The 15,849-nt window shown below is 63.4% G+C and carries 14 protein-coding genes and 4 tRNA genes; 16 read left to right on the top strand and 2 right to left on the bottom strand.

All coding sequences use genetic code 11. From position 1 onward, the window contains the following. Positions 1 to 165: 165 nt before the first annotated feature. Positions 166 to 1,575, bottom strand: coding sequence for a C4-dicarboxylate transporter DcuC (dcuC, locus tag HMPREF2822_RS03490; protein ID WP_070521000.1), 1,410 nt, complete (start codon positions 1,573 to 1,575; stop codon positions 166 to 168). A 100-nt stretch (positions 1,576 to 1,675) separates the two neighbouring features. Between dcuC and HMPREF2822_RS03485 the strand changes: the two genes are divergently transcribed. The 7 genes from HMPREF2822_RS03485 to HMPREF2822_RS03455 are packed head-to-tail and all read left to right on the top strand — an operon-like array spanning position 1,676 to position 9,736. Next, a complete protein-coding gene (locus HMPREF2822_RS03485) occupies positions 1,676 to 2,686 on the top strand; it encodes an o-succinylbenzoate synthase (RefSeq protein WP_070521283.1) in 1,011 nt (336 codons plus the stop codon). Between the two features lie 48 nt (positions 2,687 to 2,734). Then, the gene (locus HMPREF2822_RS03480) at positions 2,735 to 5,086 is read left to right on the top strand and encodes an ATP-binding cassette domain-containing protein (RefSeq protein ID WP_070520997.1); all 2,352 of its coding nucleotides are present in this window, start codon (positions 2,735 to 2,737) and stop codon (positions 5,084 to 5,086) included. Positions 5,087 to 5,096: 10 nt separating this feature from the next. Continuing rightward, positions 5,097 to 5,699: a hypothetical protein gene (locus HMPREF2822_RS03475; RefSeq protein WP_070447990.1), complete on the top strand. Its 603-nt coding sequence runs from the start codon at positions 5,097 to 5,099 to the stop codon at positions 5,697 to 5,699. Beyond that, the gene (gene menD, locus HMPREF2822_RS03470) at positions 5,692 to 7,383 is read left to right on the top strand and encodes a 2-succinyl-5-enolpyruvyl-6-hydroxy-3-cyclohexene-1-carboxylic-acid synthase (protein WP_070520994.1); all 1,692 of its coding nucleotides are present in this window, start codon (positions 5,692 to 5,694) and stop codon (positions 7,381 to 7,383) included. Before HMPREF2822_RS03475 ends, menD begins: the two co-directional genes overlap by 8 nt. Next, the gene (locus HMPREF2822_RS03465; RefSeq protein WP_070520992.1) at positions 7,384 to 7,827 is read left to right on the top strand and encodes a DUF3592 domain-containing protein; all 444 of its coding nucleotides are present in this window, start codon (positions 7,384 to 7,386) and stop codon (positions 7,825 to 7,827) included. It abuts the gene before it with no gap. Between the two features lie 8 nt (positions 7,828 to 7,835). Beyond that, positions 7,836 to 9,035, top strand: coding sequence for a glycosyltransferase family 4 protein (locus tag HMPREF2822_RS03460; protein ID WP_070521279.1), 1,200 nt, complete (start codon positions 7,836 to 7,838; stop codon positions 9,033 to 9,035). Between the two features lie 11 nt (positions 9,036 to 9,046). After that, entirely contained in the window at positions 9,047 to 9,736 is a 690-nt protein-coding gene (locus HMPREF2822_RS03455; RefSeq protein WP_070520990.1) for a demethylmenaquinone methyltransferase, read from the top strand. A gap of 5 nt (positions 9,737 to 9,741) precedes the next feature. Here the strand turns inward: HMPREF2822_RS03455 and HMPREF2822_RS03450 are convergent, their stop codons facing one another. After that, positions 9,742 to 10,980: a geranylgeranyl reductase family protein gene (locus HMPREF2822_RS03450; RefSeq protein ID WP_070520988.1), complete on the bottom strand. Its 1,239-nt coding sequence runs from the start codon at positions 10,978 to 10,980 to the stop codon at positions 9,742 to 9,744. Positions 10,981 to 11,073: 93 nt separating this feature from the next. Between HMPREF2822_RS03450 and HMPREF2822_RS03445 the strand changes: the two genes are divergently transcribed. The 9 genes from HMPREF2822_RS03445 (at position 11,074) to rplA (ending at position 15,785) form a co-directional block, all read left to right on the top strand. After that, positions 11,074 to 12,078 carry a polyprenyl synthetase family protein gene (locus tag HMPREF2822_RS03445; protein ID WP_070520985.1) on the top strand — a complete coding sequence of 335 codons (1,005 nt, stop codon included), beginning with the start codon at positions 11,074 to 11,076 and terminating at the stop codon, positions 12,076 to 12,078. Positions 12,079 to 12,154: 76 nt separating this feature from the next. Then, positions 12,155 to 12,236: transfer RNA gene (locus HMPREF2822_RS03440), tRNA-Tyr, on the top strand. A 357-nt stretch (positions 12,237 to 12,593) separates the two neighbouring features. Then, positions 12,594 to 12,669, top strand: a tRNA-Thr gene (locus HMPREF2822_RS03435). A gap of 34 nt (positions 12,670 to 12,703) precedes the next feature. Beyond that, positions 12,704 to 12,775 (top strand) — tRNA-Met (locus HMPREF2822_RS03430). 127 nt (positions 12,776 to 12,902) lie between these two features. Beyond that, a tRNA-Trp gene (locus HMPREF2822_RS03425) sits at positions 12,903 to 12,978 on the top strand. 24 nt (positions 12,979 to 13,002) lie between these two features. Continuing rightward, a complete protein-coding gene (secE, locus tag HMPREF2822_RS03420) occupies positions 13,003 to 13,329 on the top strand; it encodes a preprotein translocase subunit SecE (RefSeq protein WP_070520982.1) in 327 nt (108 codons plus the stop codon). A 139-nt stretch (positions 13,330 to 13,468) separates the two neighbouring features. Beyond that, positions 13,469 to 14,374, top strand: a complete 906-nt coding sequence (gene nusG / locus HMPREF2822_RS03415) for a transcription termination/antitermination protein NusG (protein WP_070520979.1) — start codon at positions 13,469 to 13,471, stop codon at positions 14,372 to 14,374. A 165-nt stretch (positions 14,375 to 14,539) separates the two neighbouring features. After that, the gene (rplK, locus tag HMPREF2822_RS03410; RefSeq protein WP_070520976.1) at positions 14,540 to 14,983 is read left to right on the top strand and encodes a 50S ribosomal protein L11; all 444 of its coding nucleotides are present in this window, start codon (positions 14,540 to 14,542) and stop codon (positions 14,981 to 14,983) included. A 97-nt stretch (positions 14,984 to 15,080) separates the two neighbouring features. Continuing rightward, positions 15,081 to 15,785, top strand: a complete 705-nt coding sequence (gene rplA, locus HMPREF2822_RS03405) for a 50S ribosomal protein L1 (protein ID WP_070520973.1) — start codon at positions 15,081 to 15,083, stop codon at positions 15,783 to 15,785. Positions 15,786 to 15,849: the final 64 nt, after the last annotated feature.

Below are 15,849 nucleotides of genomic sequence, written 5' to 3'. Positions count from 1 at the left end.
CTAAAACTTCGATGATCTGGGGCCTTATTTGATCGATATGTACGTCGTGCACGCTTGGTCGGTACGTTTTCGTAAATATGCCCGCAGATTTTCGGATTTGGGGGACCTTATTTACCAAAACGTACCGCGGGCTCCGTGATTAACGTTGAGCCCGCGCGGAAACCGCTACCCAATAAACATGAACGCAAACAGCGTGTTGAGCACCGTCGCCACAATCATGGGCACGGAGGTGCGCTTGACCAATTGGATGGGGTTGACCTTGATGGCGCCGGCAACAATGAGCACCGCGGCGTTGACCGGGGAGACCTGGCGCATGAGGTTGGACGTTCCCCAAATGGCGGTGAGCATCTGCGGGGCGTGGATGGAGGTCTGCGAGGCCAGGTTGGGCACTACCTCAGAGAAGGCGAAGTAAGGCGCGGTGCCGGAGCCGGTGAGTGCTGCCATCGCGGCGGTGGCGGCGACGAAGATGAGGACGATGAGGACGGCGGCGCCGGAGGAGCCCTCGGCGGCGTCGATAAGCATGTCAATGACGCCCATCTGCGTAATACCTTCCACCAGGACGGCGGCGGCAACCAGCAGGGCCACGACGCCCGCAGCGCCCTCGCCCATGCCCTTGAAGAAGCTGGAGATGGAATCCACCGCACCCGTGACGGTGCGCTTGCGGATGGACTCGATGATCATCGCGATGAACAGGGAGACCACGGTCACCGGGAGGATGCCGCCCTCAAAGGGGATAACGCCCATGCGGTTGAGGATGGCGGAGATGATGATGAGTAGCAGCGGCATGAGCGGGAGCACGGCGTAGTAACCCGGCAGGGAAGCGGCGCGGGCGATGGCTTCCTCAGTGGCTTTATCGCTCATCGAGTCGGCGGTGACTTCACCGGAGGCCAGGGCTTTGCGGGCATCCGCCTTATCGCAGCGGTGCTGCCACCACATGTGGACGAAGGCCGTGATGAGCAGCGTGGGAACCGTGGCGTAGGCGACGGCGCCGTAGACGAATTCCGTCGGCGTCATGTTGGTGAGGTCGGCGCCCTGAATGAGGCCGGCCTCCAGCGGGGTGGGAACGATGGTGGAGGAGGTCACCACGATGGCGCCCACGGTCAGGGGTGTCAGGCCCGCAGCGATGAGTGCTGGAAGGAGCGTGGCCACGAGCAATAGGGAAAGCGCTGCGGCCGAGGGGATCACCAGTGAGAGCAGCGTGCCCAGGATGAAGCCCACTGGGACCAGCCAGTAGGAGCCTTTGAAGCGCTTGAGCGGTGAGGAGAGCACCACGACCGTCTTGGCATCCGCGCCGATGTGGCGCATATAGGACACAAAGCCGAAGAGCACCATAATCGCCATACCGATGCCGGAGAAGCGCGACTTGAACAGCGCGTCCACGACGAGCAGCTGGTCGTAGAAGGCATTGCCGGTCGCTTCAATTTCTGTGGTTCGGAAGTCCGCGCGCCCAGTGAGAGCGGCGAGCATGAGCAGGATTACGCCAACGGCAAAGATGGAGGCCGCGGCGTGGACTTTCTTATAGATGAGGTAGACAACTGCGGCGATGGCCAGTAGCGCGATGAGAAGGTAGAGCATGTAAAGATCCTTCTTCTGGTTATATCCACTTACTGTTTAAAGGTAACACCGGCTATGACAGGTGTCGCGCTCAACCCCCCCCACACGTACGATGAACGTCATGCACATTGATGACGTCCTCGACCGCGCCCACGTGGTCTCCCTTCCACTCGCCGTGAAGTTCCGTGGCATTACGACCCGGGAAGCATTGCTTATCGATGGCCCCGCGGGCTGGGGTGAGTTCGCCCCCTTCCTGGAGTACGGGGCGGAGGAATCCGCCCGCTGGCTCGCCGCCGGGCTGGAAGCGGCCTACGAAGGCTTTCCGGAACCCGTGCGCGAGTGGGTAGAAGTCAACGGCACCGTCCCTGCGGTTCCTGCCGAGCAGGTGCCGGAGGTCATGGAGCGCTATCCCGGCTGCCGCACCTTCAAAATCAAGGTGGCGGAGAAGGGGCAGACCCTAGAGGACGATATCGCGCGCGTTCACGCTGTCCGCGCCTACATCGAGGCACAGGGTCGCGTGCCGGTTTTGCGCGTCGACGCCAACTGCGGCTGGAGCGTTGAGGAAGCCGTCACCGCGGCCAAGGAGCTCATGCCGCTGGATTACATGGAGCAGCCGTGCAAGACCGTTGAGGAACTCAAGGAGGTGCGCACCCAGCTCATGCGCGCCGGGATTTTCGTGCGGGTGGCGGCGGATGAATCTATCCGCAAGGCCAGCGACCCTTATCGGGTGGCGGAATTGCAAGCGGCTGATGTCGCCGTGGTTAAGCCCGCGCCGCTGGGCGGGGTGCGCAAAGTACTCGAGGTAGCCTCCCACCTGCGCGAGCGCCACATGGACATCACGGTGGCCTCTGCCCTGGATACCTCGGTGGGAATCTCCATGGGACTTGCCGCAGTGGCCGCCTTGCCGCAAATCTATGACGACGAAGACATCGACGTCACCCCGGCCGCTGCGGGCCTGGCCACCGGGTCGCTGTTCCTGGAGGATGTGACAGCACCACGCGAGCTTGTCGACGGTCACCTGCGCGCCGAAGCCCTCACCCCCGACCCGGATCGCCTGAGCACACTCGCCGCGCCGGGCGAGCGCCGCGAGTGGTGGTTCGAGCGCGTGCGCGAGTGCTGGCCGCACCTTTAAAAACACAGCTCACGGTACATGTCCGGAGGGCAGCGTAGGCTGGCGGGCATGACCATTTCCGTGAAAGACGCGCACCTGCACAACCTTCGCAACGTGGATGTGGACCTTCCACGCGGCCAGCTCGTGGCCGTGACGGGGGTGTCCGGTTCCGGCAAGTCCTCGCTGGCCTTCGGCACCATTCATGGCGAAGGCCAGCGCCGCTACCTGGAATCCGTCGCGCCCTTTGCTCGACGCCTCATCGCTTCAGCGGTGGACCCGCAGGTCGGCCGCATCGAGGGGCTGCCGCCGACGGTGGCGTTGCAGCAGTCGGCGTCGGCAAGCAGCGCGCGCTCCACCGTGGGCACGATCTCCGCCATGTCTAACTCCGTGCGCCTTCTTTACTCGCGCTGCGGTGACAACCCGGAGGGCCTGTACTCCGATTCCTTCTCCCCGAATACCCCAGAAGGCATGTGCCCGGAGTGCCAGGGCACCGGCGTGGTCCACGAACCCACGGAGGCGTCCATGGTGCCGGACCCCAGCCTGAGCATCGAGGAAGGCGCGATTGCTGCGTGGCCCGGAGCCTGGGCGGGCAAGAACTTCCACGACATTCTGCAAGAACTGGGCTATGACTTGGATTCACCGTGGGAGGATTTGCCGAAGAAAGACCGCGAGTGGATCCTCTTCACCGAGGAGCGCCCGGTGGTAACCGTCAAGCCGCGCCGCGGGGCGGATCAGATCCAGCGCAACTATGAGGGCACGTGGCGCTCCGTGGCCAGCTACCTGACCAAGACCTATGCGGAGACGAAGTCGGATACACTCCGCGCCCGCGTCTTGAGCTTCATGGAAACCCGCCGCTGCGATACCTGTGACGGGCGCCGGCTAACGGTCAAGGCGCTCAAGGTTACCTATGCCGGGCTGCCGATCGACCGTTTCAATGCCCTCCCGCTCAGCGAAGCCTTCGAGCTCCTCAAAGCCCAAAAGCCGCAACCGAATGACGCGGAAGATCTGCTGCTTAAAGCGCTTCTCCCCGCCTTTGAATCGGCCCTGGAACTCGGCCTTGGGCACCTTAGCTTGGATAGGCCGACGGAGACGCTCTCCGGCGGTGAGGTCCAACGCCTGCGCCTGGCTGCGCAGCTGCGCTCCGGGCTCTATGGCGTGACCTATGTCCTGGATGAGCCGTCGGCGGGCCTGCACCCAGTGGAGAGGGGCGCGGTGCTCGACATGTGCCGGCGCTTCATCGCGGAGGGTAACTCAGTGCTGCTGGTGGAGCACGACATGGAGCTAGTTAAGCACGCCGATTGGATCGTGGACGTCGGCCCGCTCGCCGGTGAGCGCGGCGGCCAGGTGGTGTATTCGGGCCCTGTTGCCGATTACATAGAGGCGGCGGACTCTGCAGATACTCCCACCGCGCGTGCCTTGGCGCGCCCGCGCCCCACGCCCAAGGTCGAAGCGCGATCGGCGCACGGTGATATCGCGCTGCGCCGGGTGCACTCGCACACCATCGATGGCCTCAACGTGGACTTCGGACTCGGCCAGTTTACGGCCATTACTGGGCTTTCGGGTTCCGGCAAATCCACGTTGCTGGCCGCACTCCATGACATGCTCACGGGGCCGGACTGTCCGAAGCAGGTCAAGCGCGTGGTCTCCATTACCCAAAAGCCAATCGGCCGAACCCCGCGCTCCACGGTGGCGACGTACACCAACCTCTTCGACAACGTGCGCAAGCTCTTCGCGGCCACCCCGGAGGCCAAGAAGAAGAAATGGACGGTCTCGCGCTTTTCCTACAACGTTAAGCAAGGCCAGTGCCCCACCTGCGGTGGCGCCGGCCAGATCGAGGTCGAGCTGGTCTTCCTTCCAGGCTCCTATACCCAGTGCCCGGATTGCCAGGGACAGCGCTATAACGATGACACCTTGTCCATCCGCTGGAAGGACAGGACCATCGCGGACATCCTCGACCTTACGGTGGAAGAGGCCCTGGAGGTCTTTGCAGATGAAGCGCCGATCCTCCACGCGCTGCAAACCTTGGAAGCGGTGGGGCTAGGTTACCTGCGCTTGGGCCAGGGCGCTCCGGAGCTTTCCGGCGGTGAAGCGCAGCGCATCAAGCTTGCCACGGAGCTGCAGCGCTCCCGAAACTCGCGCCGGGGCCATACCGTCTACCTGCTGGATGAGCCCACCGTCGGGTTGCACCCGGCCGATATCGACCTGCTCATCGCTGAGCTGCACTCGCTGGTGGAGGCCTCCCATACTGTCGTGGTGGCAGATCATGACCGTCACCTCATTGCCGGCGCTGACCGGGTTATTGAGATGGGCCCGGGGTCTGGTTCGGATGGCGGAAAGATTGTGGCGGATGGCACGCCGGGTCAGGTTTCCACGGGACTAACGCCCACCGGGCGGGTGCTAAGTGGCGCGGGTGCACGATAAGGTAAATCCCATGACCAACAACAACGGCGACAACGAGACGCGGCAGTTCGGCCGCGTCACCGGTGAGAACGAAACCCGCCAGTTCGGCGCGCCCCAACAGCAGCCGCCACAGCGTCCCCAACAACACTTCCCGGAGCCCGGATCCCAAAACACGCAGGCCTATGGTCAGCCCTATCAGCAGGGCTATGACCAGAACTATCAGCAGCCGCAATATGACCCGGTCCCGTCCAGCTACCAGGTGGAGCAGCCGAAGAAGGGCGGGGGAGCCCTGTCCTATGTCTTCGCGGCCATCGCTGCTATCGCCGTCGTTTTCGCCGGCGTGCTGTTCTTCCTGTGGCGCGGTGCGGCAGCGGATGCTGACAAACCCGCCCCGGAGCCGGTTACCGAGACCGTGACCACCGAGGTTCCCACCACGGTGACCACCACCAAGAGCTCGCCGCGGGATAACCTCCCCACCGATATTCCGACGGAGCTGCCGACGGAGCTGCCGCCGGACGTCCAGGACCGTGTGGACCAGGGTGGAGCCGAATTGGAAGGGTTGATCAATGACCTCTTCGAGCAATTCGATTCGGGCATGGAAGAGCTCGATACGGGTGGTGCAGGCAATGCCTAATACTGAATCTCACACCGAGCCCACTGCCTCCGCGCAGCCGGAGTCGATGCAGCTGGCCGAAGCACTGGCGGCCCAGCTTTCGCGGCACCTCACCGACGTGGTTATCTGCCCGGGTTCGCGCAGCGCACCGCTGTCTTTGGCGCTTCTCGCGCGCAGCGATATTCGCGTGCATACCCGCCTGGATGAGCGCTCCGCCGCTTTCGCTGCTTTAGGTTTGGCACGCGTCCAACGCCGGCACGTCGGCATCGTGATGACCTCCGGCACCGCGGTGGCTAATGCCCTGCCCGCGATGGTGGAGGCGCATTACTCGCATACCCCGCTGGCCGTCATCAGCGCGGACCGGCCGGCCCGCTTGGTGGGCACGGGGGCCTCCCAGACCATCGAGCAGCCCGGCATCTTCGGCGTGTATGCGGAGACCACCCAGGTGGAGAGCACGAGTGATATCCCGCTTATCGCGGAGCGCTTTTTGAATGACCGCCAGGTGCACATCAACGTGGCTCTCGATGCCCCGCTGGTAGGCGAAGAGCTGCCCAGCACCCCGACGGATTACACGCAGCACCGCGCGCACACCCCGCGCTGGTCCAATCACGGCGAGGTGGCCGTCGATCTCAGCCGCAACACGCTCGTCATCGCGGGCGATGAGGCCTGGGAGGTCGAGGGGCTGGAGGACGTCCCCACCATTGCCGAGCCCACTGCACCCGCGCCCTATCACCCGGTGCACCCGGCCGCGGCGCACCTCTTCCGCCGCGCCCAAGTCTCCGCCAATGATTACGTGGTCAACACCAAGGTGGAACAGGTTATCGTCGTGGGCCATCCCACCCTGCACCGCGGCGTCCTGGCGTTGCTCAGTGATCCCGATATCGACCTCATCTGCCTGTCCCGCACGGAGGATTTCACCAACCCGCGCGGTGCGGCTGCGCAGTTGGGCACCACCGTCAAGACCAGCGGCGAGCCCACGCGCGAATGGATGAAGATCTGCGAAGGCGCCGCACAGATGGCGGCCGAGGGTGTACGCGAGGTCCTCGCGGAGGCCACAGGCGAGGACGCCACCAAGCCCGAGATCGGCTTTACCGGACTCCACGTCGCCGCCGCGGTGGGGGACACCCTCGCCGTCGGCGACACCCTCGTGCTCGGAGCCTCTAACGCGGTGCGGGATGCCTCCTTCATCGGTCTGCCTTTCGACGGCGTGGAAACCTACTCGCCGCGCGGGGCCGCCGGCATCGACGGCACCGTCGCGCAGGCCATCGGTATCGCGCTGGCCACCCAGTCCCGCGAGGCCGACGCACCCCGCGCCCCACGCACCGTGGCGCTCATGGGGGATGTCACCTTCCTGCACGACGCCACCTCCCTCATCCTCCCCGAGGACAACCCGCGCCCAGAGAACCTCACCGTCGTCGTCTCAAACGACGACGGCGGAGGCATCTTCGAGGTGCTTGAACAAGGCCGCGAGCCCCTGCGCCCCTCCTTCGAGAGGGCCTTTGGGACGCCGCATGGGGTGGGCGTCGCCAAGCTGGCGGAAGCCTGCGGCGCTGAGCACCGCGAGGTGAGCTCGGCGCAGGAGCTTCTCGATGTCCTCGCGGAGCTGAAGGAATACTCCACCGGCATCACCGTGGTGGAGGCACATACCACCCGGTCCTCGCGCCGTGCGCTACAGGAAGCGCTGAACGCCAAGGTAGGTCAGTAAATGCCGCGGCGCCGCGTGCGCCAGCTGATCCTGGTGCTGTATGCCGCAGCTTTAGTGGGCATGGCGGGAATGGTCATCGGTCCTTTCCTCAATGACCGCACCATAGGCGCCAACCCCGGGCGCGCCCTGGCCACGGTGACGGATGTCGGTACCTTACGCACCTTCGTGGATTTCCAGGATTCGAAAGGGATTTATCACACCCCGCCCACCGGACTGCTTTATCCCACCGGGCTGGGGGAGGGGCAACAGGTGTGGGTGCTCTATGCCAAGAGCAACCCGGACCTAGTCAAGGTGGAAGGCCGAGAATGGACGCTATCGATCATTCCGGCGTTGTCCTCTGCGGCCGTGGCCACCTTGATCGCCGGGGCATGCTGGTGGGCAAGCGGGAAAATTAACCGGAATTTAGCGCGTGCTTTACCAGCTGAGCACCCAGGAAAGGAATGATGGGGCACATGCGTGTAGCCATCGTCGCGGAATCCTTCTTGCCTAACGTCAACGGAGTGACCAACTCTGTGCTGCGTGTCCTCGAACACCTCCACGAGCACGGCCATGAGGCCATCGTCATCGCCCCCGGCGCCCGGGATGGGCAGGAGGAGATCCCCGATTATCTCGGCTTCACCATCGTGCGCGTGCCCACCGTGCGGGTGCCGCTGGTGGATTCGCTCCCGGTCGGGGTGCCCACCTCCGCAGTGGACGAGGCGCTGCGCGAGTTCAAGCCGGACATCATCCACCTGGCCAGTCCCTTCGTTCTCGGAGCTGCGGGCGCATTCTCCGCACGTCAGCTGCGCATTCCTGCAGTGGCGCTGTACCAGACGGACGTCGCGGGATTTGCCACCAAGTACCACGCCTCCGCGCTGGCCTATGGGGTGTGGGAGTGGCTGCGCACCATCCACAATGCGTGCCAGATGACTCTCGCGCCCTCCTCACTGACCATCAGCGACTTGGAGAAGCACCACATTAAGAACGTACGCCACTGGGGCCGCGGCGTGGATTCGGAGCGCTTCCACCCCTCGAAGCGCTCGGCCGCACTGCGCCGCGAGTGGGATCCCACAGGAAGCAAGAAGATCGTCGGCTTTGTGGGACGCCTGGCCGCGGAGAAGGGCGTGCACCGCCTGTCGGCCCTTAACGGTCGCGAAGACATTCAGCTCGTCATTGTTGGCGATGGCCCAGAGCGCCCGCTGCTGGAGGCGCAGCTGCCAGATGCAGTCTTTACCGGGGCATTGGGCGGCGAGGAGCTCGCGGCGGCCTATGCCTCCCTCGACATCTTCGTGCACGCCGGCGAGTTCGAGACCTTCTGCCAGGCCATCCAGGAGGCGCAGGCCTCAGGCGTGCCCACCATCGGCCCGCGCGCGGGCGGCCCAGTAGACCTCATCGAGGAGGGCTATAACGGGCTGCTTCTCGATGTCCCCACGTTCGTTGAGGACCTCCCCAATGCGGTGGACGCGCTGCTTAACCCGGAGATTCACCAGGAGATGCGGGAGAACGCCCGGAAGTCGATTTCCTCCAAGACCTGGCCGGCTCTCTGTGAGCAGCTGCTGGGCTACTACGAGGAAGTTCTGGAGGGTGTCCGCGAGGTGCCGCTGACCATTTTGGGCCAGCGCCCGGAGCTGCCGCGCTGGGCCGCTCGCGCCCTGGGGGCGCGCGTGGCCTAGACTAGGCGCTTGTGTCTAAGGCAGATCTGGAGAAGAAGCCCTTCGATGTCGCGCGCATGTTTGACGCGGTGGGCAAGAAGTACGACATCACCAACACGGTGCTGTCCTTTGGTCAGGACGCGCGCTGGCGCCGTCTGACGCGTGAGCGGCTCAACCTGCAGCCGGGGGAGAAGGTCCTCGACCTCGCCGCTGGAACGGCCGTCTCTACCGAGGAGCTGTCCAAGTCCGGCGCGTGGTGCGTGGCCTGTGATTTTTCACTCGGCATGCTCGCGGCTGGCGCGGAGCGCGATGTTCCCAAGGTAGCCGGCGATGGAATGCGCCTGCCTTTTGCGGATAACACCTTCGATGCGGTGACCATCTCCTATGGTCTGCGCAATATCCACGACTTCGAGCTGGGCCTGCGGGAGATGGCGCGCGTGACCAAACCCGGCGGGCGCCTGGCGGTAGCGGAGTTTTCCAAGCCGGTCATCCCGGTCTTCGGCACCGTGTACAAGGAGTATTTGACCCGCCTGCTGCCGCCGATTGCCAAGGTGGTCTCCTCCAACCCGGAGGCCTATATCTACCTCGCAGAATCCATCCGCGCGTGGCCGGAGCAGCACGAGCTAGCCGCCGCCATCAACCGCAACGGCTGGGAACAGGCGGGCTGGCGCAACCTGACGTGTGGCATCGTGGCGTTGCACTCCGCGGTGAAGCCGGCCTAAAGGCCTTAGGCCCAAAGGGGAGTATCGCGGCGCAGCGTGGAGACCGCCCCGCCCGCCAGCCGCCAGGCGCGGGCAAGCAGGTCCTTGTCCTCGTCGGTGATGAGGTTGCCCATGAGGCGTGCGGCGGCCGGCATGAGCATGCGGCCGATGGGGCCGCGCATGGCCACAGGTCCGGCGAGCGGCAGGAACTGCGGATAAGTCAGCAGGCGCGCTGCGGTGCGGGCGAGCAGGAAGGCCTCGCCGTACTCGGCGCGCAGACGCTCCGGCCACGCCAAGGTCAGGTCCTTAGTGCCGAGCATCTCTACGGCTAGTGCTGCCGTCTCCAAGCCATAATCGATGCCCTCGCCGTTGAGCGGATTGACGCAGGCGGCGGCGTCACCAATGAGCATCCAGTTTGCGCCGGCCACCCCGGACACCGCGCCACCCATGGGCAGCATCGCCGAGGTGACGTTGCGCAGCTCGCCCAAGCCCCACTCCGAACGCTGCTGCTCAGCGTAGAAATCAAGCGCCTTCTTGGTGTTGAGACGAGCCGGGCGGGCGGCGGTGGACAGCGCACCCAAACCGATGTTGACCCCCTGTCCCAGCGGGAAGATCCAGCCATATCCGGGTTGTACGACCCCCTCGGGGTCCTTGAGCTCCACGTGGGAGTGCATCCACTCCTCGCCGTCGTGGGGCGAATCGGCGTAGGCGCGCGCGGCGATGCCGTAGACCTCCTCGCGGTGCCAGGTGCGGCCCAGCTGCTTGCCAAAGGTCGAGCGCACGCCATCGGCCACGATGACCCACCGCGCGCGCACGCGGCGCTTGCCCACGGAGAACTCCACCAGCCGGTTGCCCTCGAGCTGCGGGGCCGTCGCCGTGCCGGTGAGAAGCTGCGCGCCGGCTTCTTGGGCGGCCTCAACGAGCAGCGCATCGAATTCATAGCGCGGCAGAGCCGTTCCCACCTGCGAGGGGTATGTCGACGGCCACGGGGCGGTTACGGTGCCGCCGAAGCCGTGCAGCTTGAGCCCGCGGTTGCGGTAGGAGGCGTTGACCTCGATGCCGAGGAGCTCCAACTGGTGCATGGCGCGAGGAGTCAGCCCATCGCCGCAGGTCTTGTCGCGGGGGAAGGGGGAGGCGTCGACAAGCAGTGTGTCATGGCCGGCGCGCGCGGCGTGGATAGCGGCGGCAGCGCCGGCGGGCCCGGCGCCTACGATGGCGACGTCAACAAGGGTGGAATCGATCTGCTCCGACATGGGGACTATCATTGCACGGGATAGTGGCCACAAGTGTGTTGAGGGCCGTGCCATGGGCTACGGTAGGTAAACACTAGGATTTTTGAGCTTAAAGGAACACGTTTAATGTCACACGGCCAAACTCACGCCAAGCACGTGGACTTGGGGGATGCGCAGCTCACCGAGCGTATCAACGCCGGGATGGCTGCTGTAGAGGACCTGCTGAACACGGAGCTCGACCGCGGGCAGGACTTCATCAAAGACAAGGTGCGTCACCTCTCCCTGGCTGGGGGCAAGCGTTTCCGCCCGATGATGGCGTTGCTGGCTTCCGAGTTTGGTGAACGCTCGCAATCGCCCGAGGTGATTAAGGCGGCAACCGTGGTGGAAATGGTCCACGTGGCCACGCTCTATCACGACGATGTCATGGATGAAGCAGAGCGGCGCCGCGGCGTGGATTCTGCAAATTTCCGCTGGACTAACTCGGTGGCGATTTTGGCGGGCGATGCCCTCTTGGCGCACGCTTCGCGGCTGATGAGCCAGCTGGATACTCACACTGTGGAGCACTTCGCGGAGACCTTCGAGGAGCTCGTCACCGGCCAGATGCGCGAAACCATCGGTGCCGGCGAAGCTAATGCTGTGGAGCATTACACGGCGGTCATCCGGGAAAAGACCGCGGTGCTCATCGCCTCCGCCGGCTACCTGGGTGCTTACCATGCTGGCGCCGGTCCGGAGCAGTGCGAGGCGCTGCGCCAGATCGGTGCGGCCGTGGGCATGATTTTCCAGATCGTCGACGATGTCATCGACATCTTCTCCGATCCCGAGGAGTCGGGGAAGACCCCGGGCACGGACCTGCGCGAGGGCGTGTTCACCCTGCCGGTGCTCTATGCCCTAGAGGAGGAGGGTGAGGTCGGCGACGAGCTCCGTGCCCTCCTGACGGGCCCGCTGACTGATGACGCCTCCGTGAAGCGCGCCATCGACCTGCTGTGGAAGTCGGGTGGCCGGGACAAGGCGCTTGCCGACGTCAACGCATACCTGCGCGTTGTCGAAGACCAGCTTTCCCTGTTGCCCGAATGCACGGCCAGCGAAGCCCTGCGCCAGTTGGCGGACTACACGGTCCAGCGCGTGGGCTAATAGGTGCTTCTGCCAGGCGATTTGCATGTCGGGCGGCACTTCGTAGTAAAGTACATAACCGCACTCAAGAGTGCATGCCAGGTTGCCCGAGCGGCCAAAGGGAGCGGACTGTAAATCCGCCGGCATTGCCTTCAGAAGTTCGAATCTTCTACCTGGCACAGAATGAATCCCGCAGACGCAAAGATGTGTCTGCGGGATTTTTCGATCCCCGGCCCGGCCGCGGCATAAGGCTAAGGGAGGGTTAAGGGTCATTTCGATCAAATAAGGGGCCCGAGCATCGAGAAATTGGGACGCTATTTGATCGAAATGTCGCTCCGTCGATTGAACGGTCGTGTACCCGGCTTAGTTGTCGTCTGCTCGGCACGGTGGTTGTTTTGGTGCGTTCTTGGGGCGCTTAAAAGCCCTAAAAACACGTCCCATCCTGGCGATTTGTGTTGTTTAAGCGTTTCGGGTTAATCTTTTCAAGGCTTCAACGAGAGCACAGCGGATGAAAGTCCGTTACTCAAAGAGGCTGTGCCCCCTTAGCTCAGTCGGCAGAGCGTTTCCATGGTAAGGAAAAGGTCGACAGTTCGATTCTGTCAGGGGGCTCCATTCATGTTTCTGGAAGGTCCCAGAAGGTGAATATGGCGGTGTAGCTCAGTGGTAGAGCAAGCGACTCATAATCGCTGTGTCGCGAGTTCAATTCTCGCCATCGCTACCGGGAAAGAAAAGCGCCCGCACACGGGCGCTTTTTCATTACCGATTCCCAGCCTTATACGGCACGTGGTTTCCATGGGGAATCATCGTTCTGGTAGGGTTGTGCGTTGTCCCAAAAGGGCACGCAAAGGGGCGTGGCGCAATTGGTAGCGCAACGGTCTCCAAAACCGTAGGTTGCAGGTTCGAGTCCTGTCGCCCCTGCCACATCACTTCAAGGAGGGAATCGCCGTGAGCGATGAAAAGCAGCCGAGCACCGGGGCCCCGCGCCCAACCGGCAAGCGTCAGCTCTCTGGCGCAGCGACCACCTCTACTGATTCCTACACCGACAAGCGCGTTGTGCGCGTCGAGGATAAGAAGGAAGATTCCTTCGGCGGTTCCGTCGGGTCCTTCCCGGGCGAGGTCGTCTCTGAGATGAAGAAGGTCGTCTGGCCTACCGGCAAGGAAATGCTTCAGTACGTCCTCGTGACCTTCGCCTTCCTCATCGTCCTCACCGCCTTGGTGTGGGGCGTGGACACGCTGACCGGCCTCGGAGTTGAAGCAATCCTCGCGCCTTAGTAAACTAATTTCATACTTTCATCCCGCCGCCTTCCCGCTAGCTCGACTAGGGGAAACGGCGGGATACTTTTTGCCCTAGTCCCGCCGGGTAACCTGGTTGGGGACTAGAAGAATGAACACAATTTTGGAGTAGCAGACAATGAGCGAAGAAAACACTGGCACCTCCCTCGAGCAGGCCATGATTGATAACGTCCAGGAACAGGCCGCGGAAGCGGTCGAGGCTACTGAGGAAACCCAGCAGCCGCAGGAGGAGCTTTCTGCCGAGGAGAAGGAAGCCGCCGAGAAGGAAGCTGCTACCAAGGCCGCTGAGGCCGCCCTCGGCGGCGGCTCGGACGAGGCTGAGGCTGAGGGAGCGGGGGAGACGTCGCCAAGCGCTGAAGCAGATGCCGCTGCCGCCGACGCCGAGTACAAGACCCGCCTGCGCGCATTTACCCGCGAACTGAAGAAGCAGCCGGGCAAGTGGTACATCATCCAGTGCTACTCCGGCTACGAGAACAAGGTGAAGACCAACCTGGACATGCGCGCCCAGACCCTCGAGGTGGAGGACTCCATCTTTGAGGTCGTCGTGCCGGTCGAGCAGGTTCTGGAGAAGAAGGACGGCAAGAAGAAGGTTGTTAAGCGCAAGCTGCTTCCGGGCTACGTGCTGGTGCGCATGGAGCTTAACGACGCTGCCTGGTCCGTCGTCCGCGATACCCCCGGTGTGACCTCCTTCGTGGGCAACGAGGGCAACGCCACCCCGGTGAAGATCCGCGACGTGGCCAAGTTCCTCATGCCGAATGACACGACGGTCTCCCCGGAGGCTTCCGCCGCAGACTCCGAGGGCGAGCAGGTTGTTGCCATGCCGGAGAAGGAGGCCGCGAAGGCGTATGCTCACGACTTCGAGGTGGGCGAGGCTGTCACCATCCTGTCCGGCCCGCTGGCTTCCGTGTCCGCCACCATCTCCGAAATCGATCCGGAGACCGGCAAGATGCAGGGCCTGGTGTCCATCTTCGGCCGCGAGACCCCGGTGGAGCTGTCCCCGACGGAAATCGAGCGCATCTCCTAAAAAGCGATTTTGAGCTGGGTGCACGGTGTTCTAAACTTGAACGCCGTGCGCTTTTGCGCATGTTCAAACGTTCATCCTCCGGTGGCCCACAACGCGTGAGCATCCGGACGGGGCGCTGTTATTCATCGTGGCGGCACTCCGGTACCACAGGAAAGAGGTAATTCGATGGCTCCCAAGAAGAAGGTCACTGGCCTGATTAAGCTCCAGATCGAGGCAGGCGCCGCTAACCCGGCTCCGCCGGTCGGCCCGGCACTCGGTGCCCACGGCGTCAACATCATGGAGTTCTGCAAGGCTTATAACGCTGCGACCGAGTCCCAGCGCGGCAACGTCGTTCCGGTGGAAATCACCGTCTACGAGGACCGTTCCTTCGACTTCAAGCTGAAGACCCCGCCGGCAGCGAAGCTCCTGCTCAAGGCCGCTGGCATCAAGAAGGGCTCCGGCGTTCCGCACACCGATAAGGTTGGCTCCGTGACCTGGGATCAGTGCAAGGAGATTGCACAGACCAAGTTCGAGGATCTCAACGCTCGTGACATCGAGAACGGCGCCCGCATCATCGCTGGTACCGCTCGCTCCATGGGCATCACCGTTGACGGCATCCCGGCTAAGTAATAATTCAATTTAATGCGCGATACGTTCTGTATCGCGCGTGGCAGGGCCAGCTTCGGCCCGCTATCACCACATCAATCCAAGAAAAGGAATTGCACTTATGAGCACCAAGTCCAAGGCATACAAGGCTGCCGCTGAGCTGGTAGACCGCTCCCGCCAGTACCGTCCGATCGAGGCCGCCAAGCTGGCCAAGGAGACCTCCTCCAAGAACTTCGACGCTACTGTCGACGTTGTCTTCCGCCTCGGCGTTGACCCGCGCAAGGCTGATCAGCTGGTTCGCGGCACCGTTTCCCTGCCGCACGGCACCGGTAAGGATGTCCGCGTGGCCGTCTTCGCCGAGGGCGACAAGGCTGAGGCCGCTAAGGCTGCTGGCGCCGACATCGTGGGCACCGAAGAGCTGATCGCTGCCATCAACGAGGGCAACATCGACTTCGACGTTGCTATCGCCACCCCGGATCAGATGGCCAAGGTCGGCCGCGTTGCCCGCGTCCTGGGCCCGCGTGGTCTCATGCCGAACCCGAAGACCGGCACCGTGACCGCTGACGTGACCAAGGCTGTGGCCGACGTCAAGGGCGGTAAGATTTCCTTCCGCGTTGACAAGGCTTCCAACCTGCACGCCATCATCGGTAAGGCTTCCTTCGACGCTGAGAAGCTGGCCGAGAACTACGGCGCGCTGTACGACGAGATCCTGCGTCTGAAGCCGTCCTCCGCTAAGGGCATCTACGCCAAGAAGATCACCATCTCCACCACCTCCGGCCCGGGCATCCCGGTCGACGCTTCCGTGGAGAAGAACTACACCGACTAATTGATGTCTGTGTTAACGGCGTAAAGGTCCCGGCTCATTCACGAGCCGGGATTTTTTTATTGCC

This window comes from Corynebacterium sp. HMSC062E11, from assembly GCF_001811845.1.
In the GTDB taxonomy this organism is placed as follows: Bacteria; Actinomycetota; Actinomycetes; order Mycobacteriales; family Mycobacteriaceae; genus Corynebacterium; species Corynebacterium hesseae.
This window is presented reverse-complemented; position numbering and strand designations above follow the sequence as displayed.

Excerpts from the sequence above, each read along its gene's own strand:
- dcuC (WP_070521000.1), bottom strand. The coding sequence starts at position 1,575 with ATGCTCTACCTTCTCATCGCGCTACTGGCCATCGCCGCAGTTGTCTAC.
- HMPREF2822_RS03485 (WP_070521283.1), top strand. The coding sequence starts at position 1,676 with ATGCACATTGATGACGTCCTCGACCGCGCCCACGTGGTCTCCCTTCCA.
- HMPREF2822_RS03480 (WP_070520997.1), top strand. The coding sequence starts at position 2,735 with ATGACCATTTCCGTGAAAGACGCGCACCTGCACAACCTTCGCAACGTG.
- HMPREF2822_RS03475 (WP_070447990.1), top strand. The coding sequence starts at position 5,097 with ATGACCAACAACAACGGCGACAACGAGACGCGGCAGTTCGGCCGCGTC.
- menD (WP_070520994.1), top strand. The coding sequence starts at position 5,692 with ATGCCTAATACTGAATCTCACACCGAGCCCACTGCCTCCGCGCAGCCG.
- HMPREF2822_RS03465 (WP_070520992.1), top strand. The coding sequence starts at position 7,384 with ATGCCGCGGCGCCGCGTGCGCCAGCTGATCCTGGTGCTGTATGCCGCA.
- HMPREF2822_RS03460 (WP_070521279.1), top strand. The coding sequence starts at position 7,836 with ATGCGTGTAGCCATCGTCGCGGAATCCTTCTTGCCTAACGTCAACGGA.
- HMPREF2822_RS03450 (WP_070520988.1), bottom strand. The coding sequence starts at position 10,980 with ATGATAGTCCCCATGTCGGAGCAGATCGATTCCACCCTTGTTGACGTC.
- HMPREF2822_RS03445 (WP_070520985.1), top strand. The coding sequence starts at position 11,074 with ATGTCACACGGCCAAACTCACGCCAAGCACGTGGACTTGGGGGATGCG.
- nusG (WP_070520979.1), top strand. The coding sequence starts at position 13,469 with ATGAGCGAAGAAAACACTGGCACCTCCCTCGAGCAGGCCATGATTGAT.
- rplK (WP_070520976.1), top strand. The coding sequence starts at position 14,540 with ATGGCTCCCAAGAAGAAGGTCACTGGCCTGATTAAGCTCCAGATCGAG.
- rplA (WP_070520973.1), top strand. The coding sequence starts at position 15,081 with ATGAGCACCAAGTCCAAGGCATACAAGGCTGCCGCTGAGCTGGTAGAC.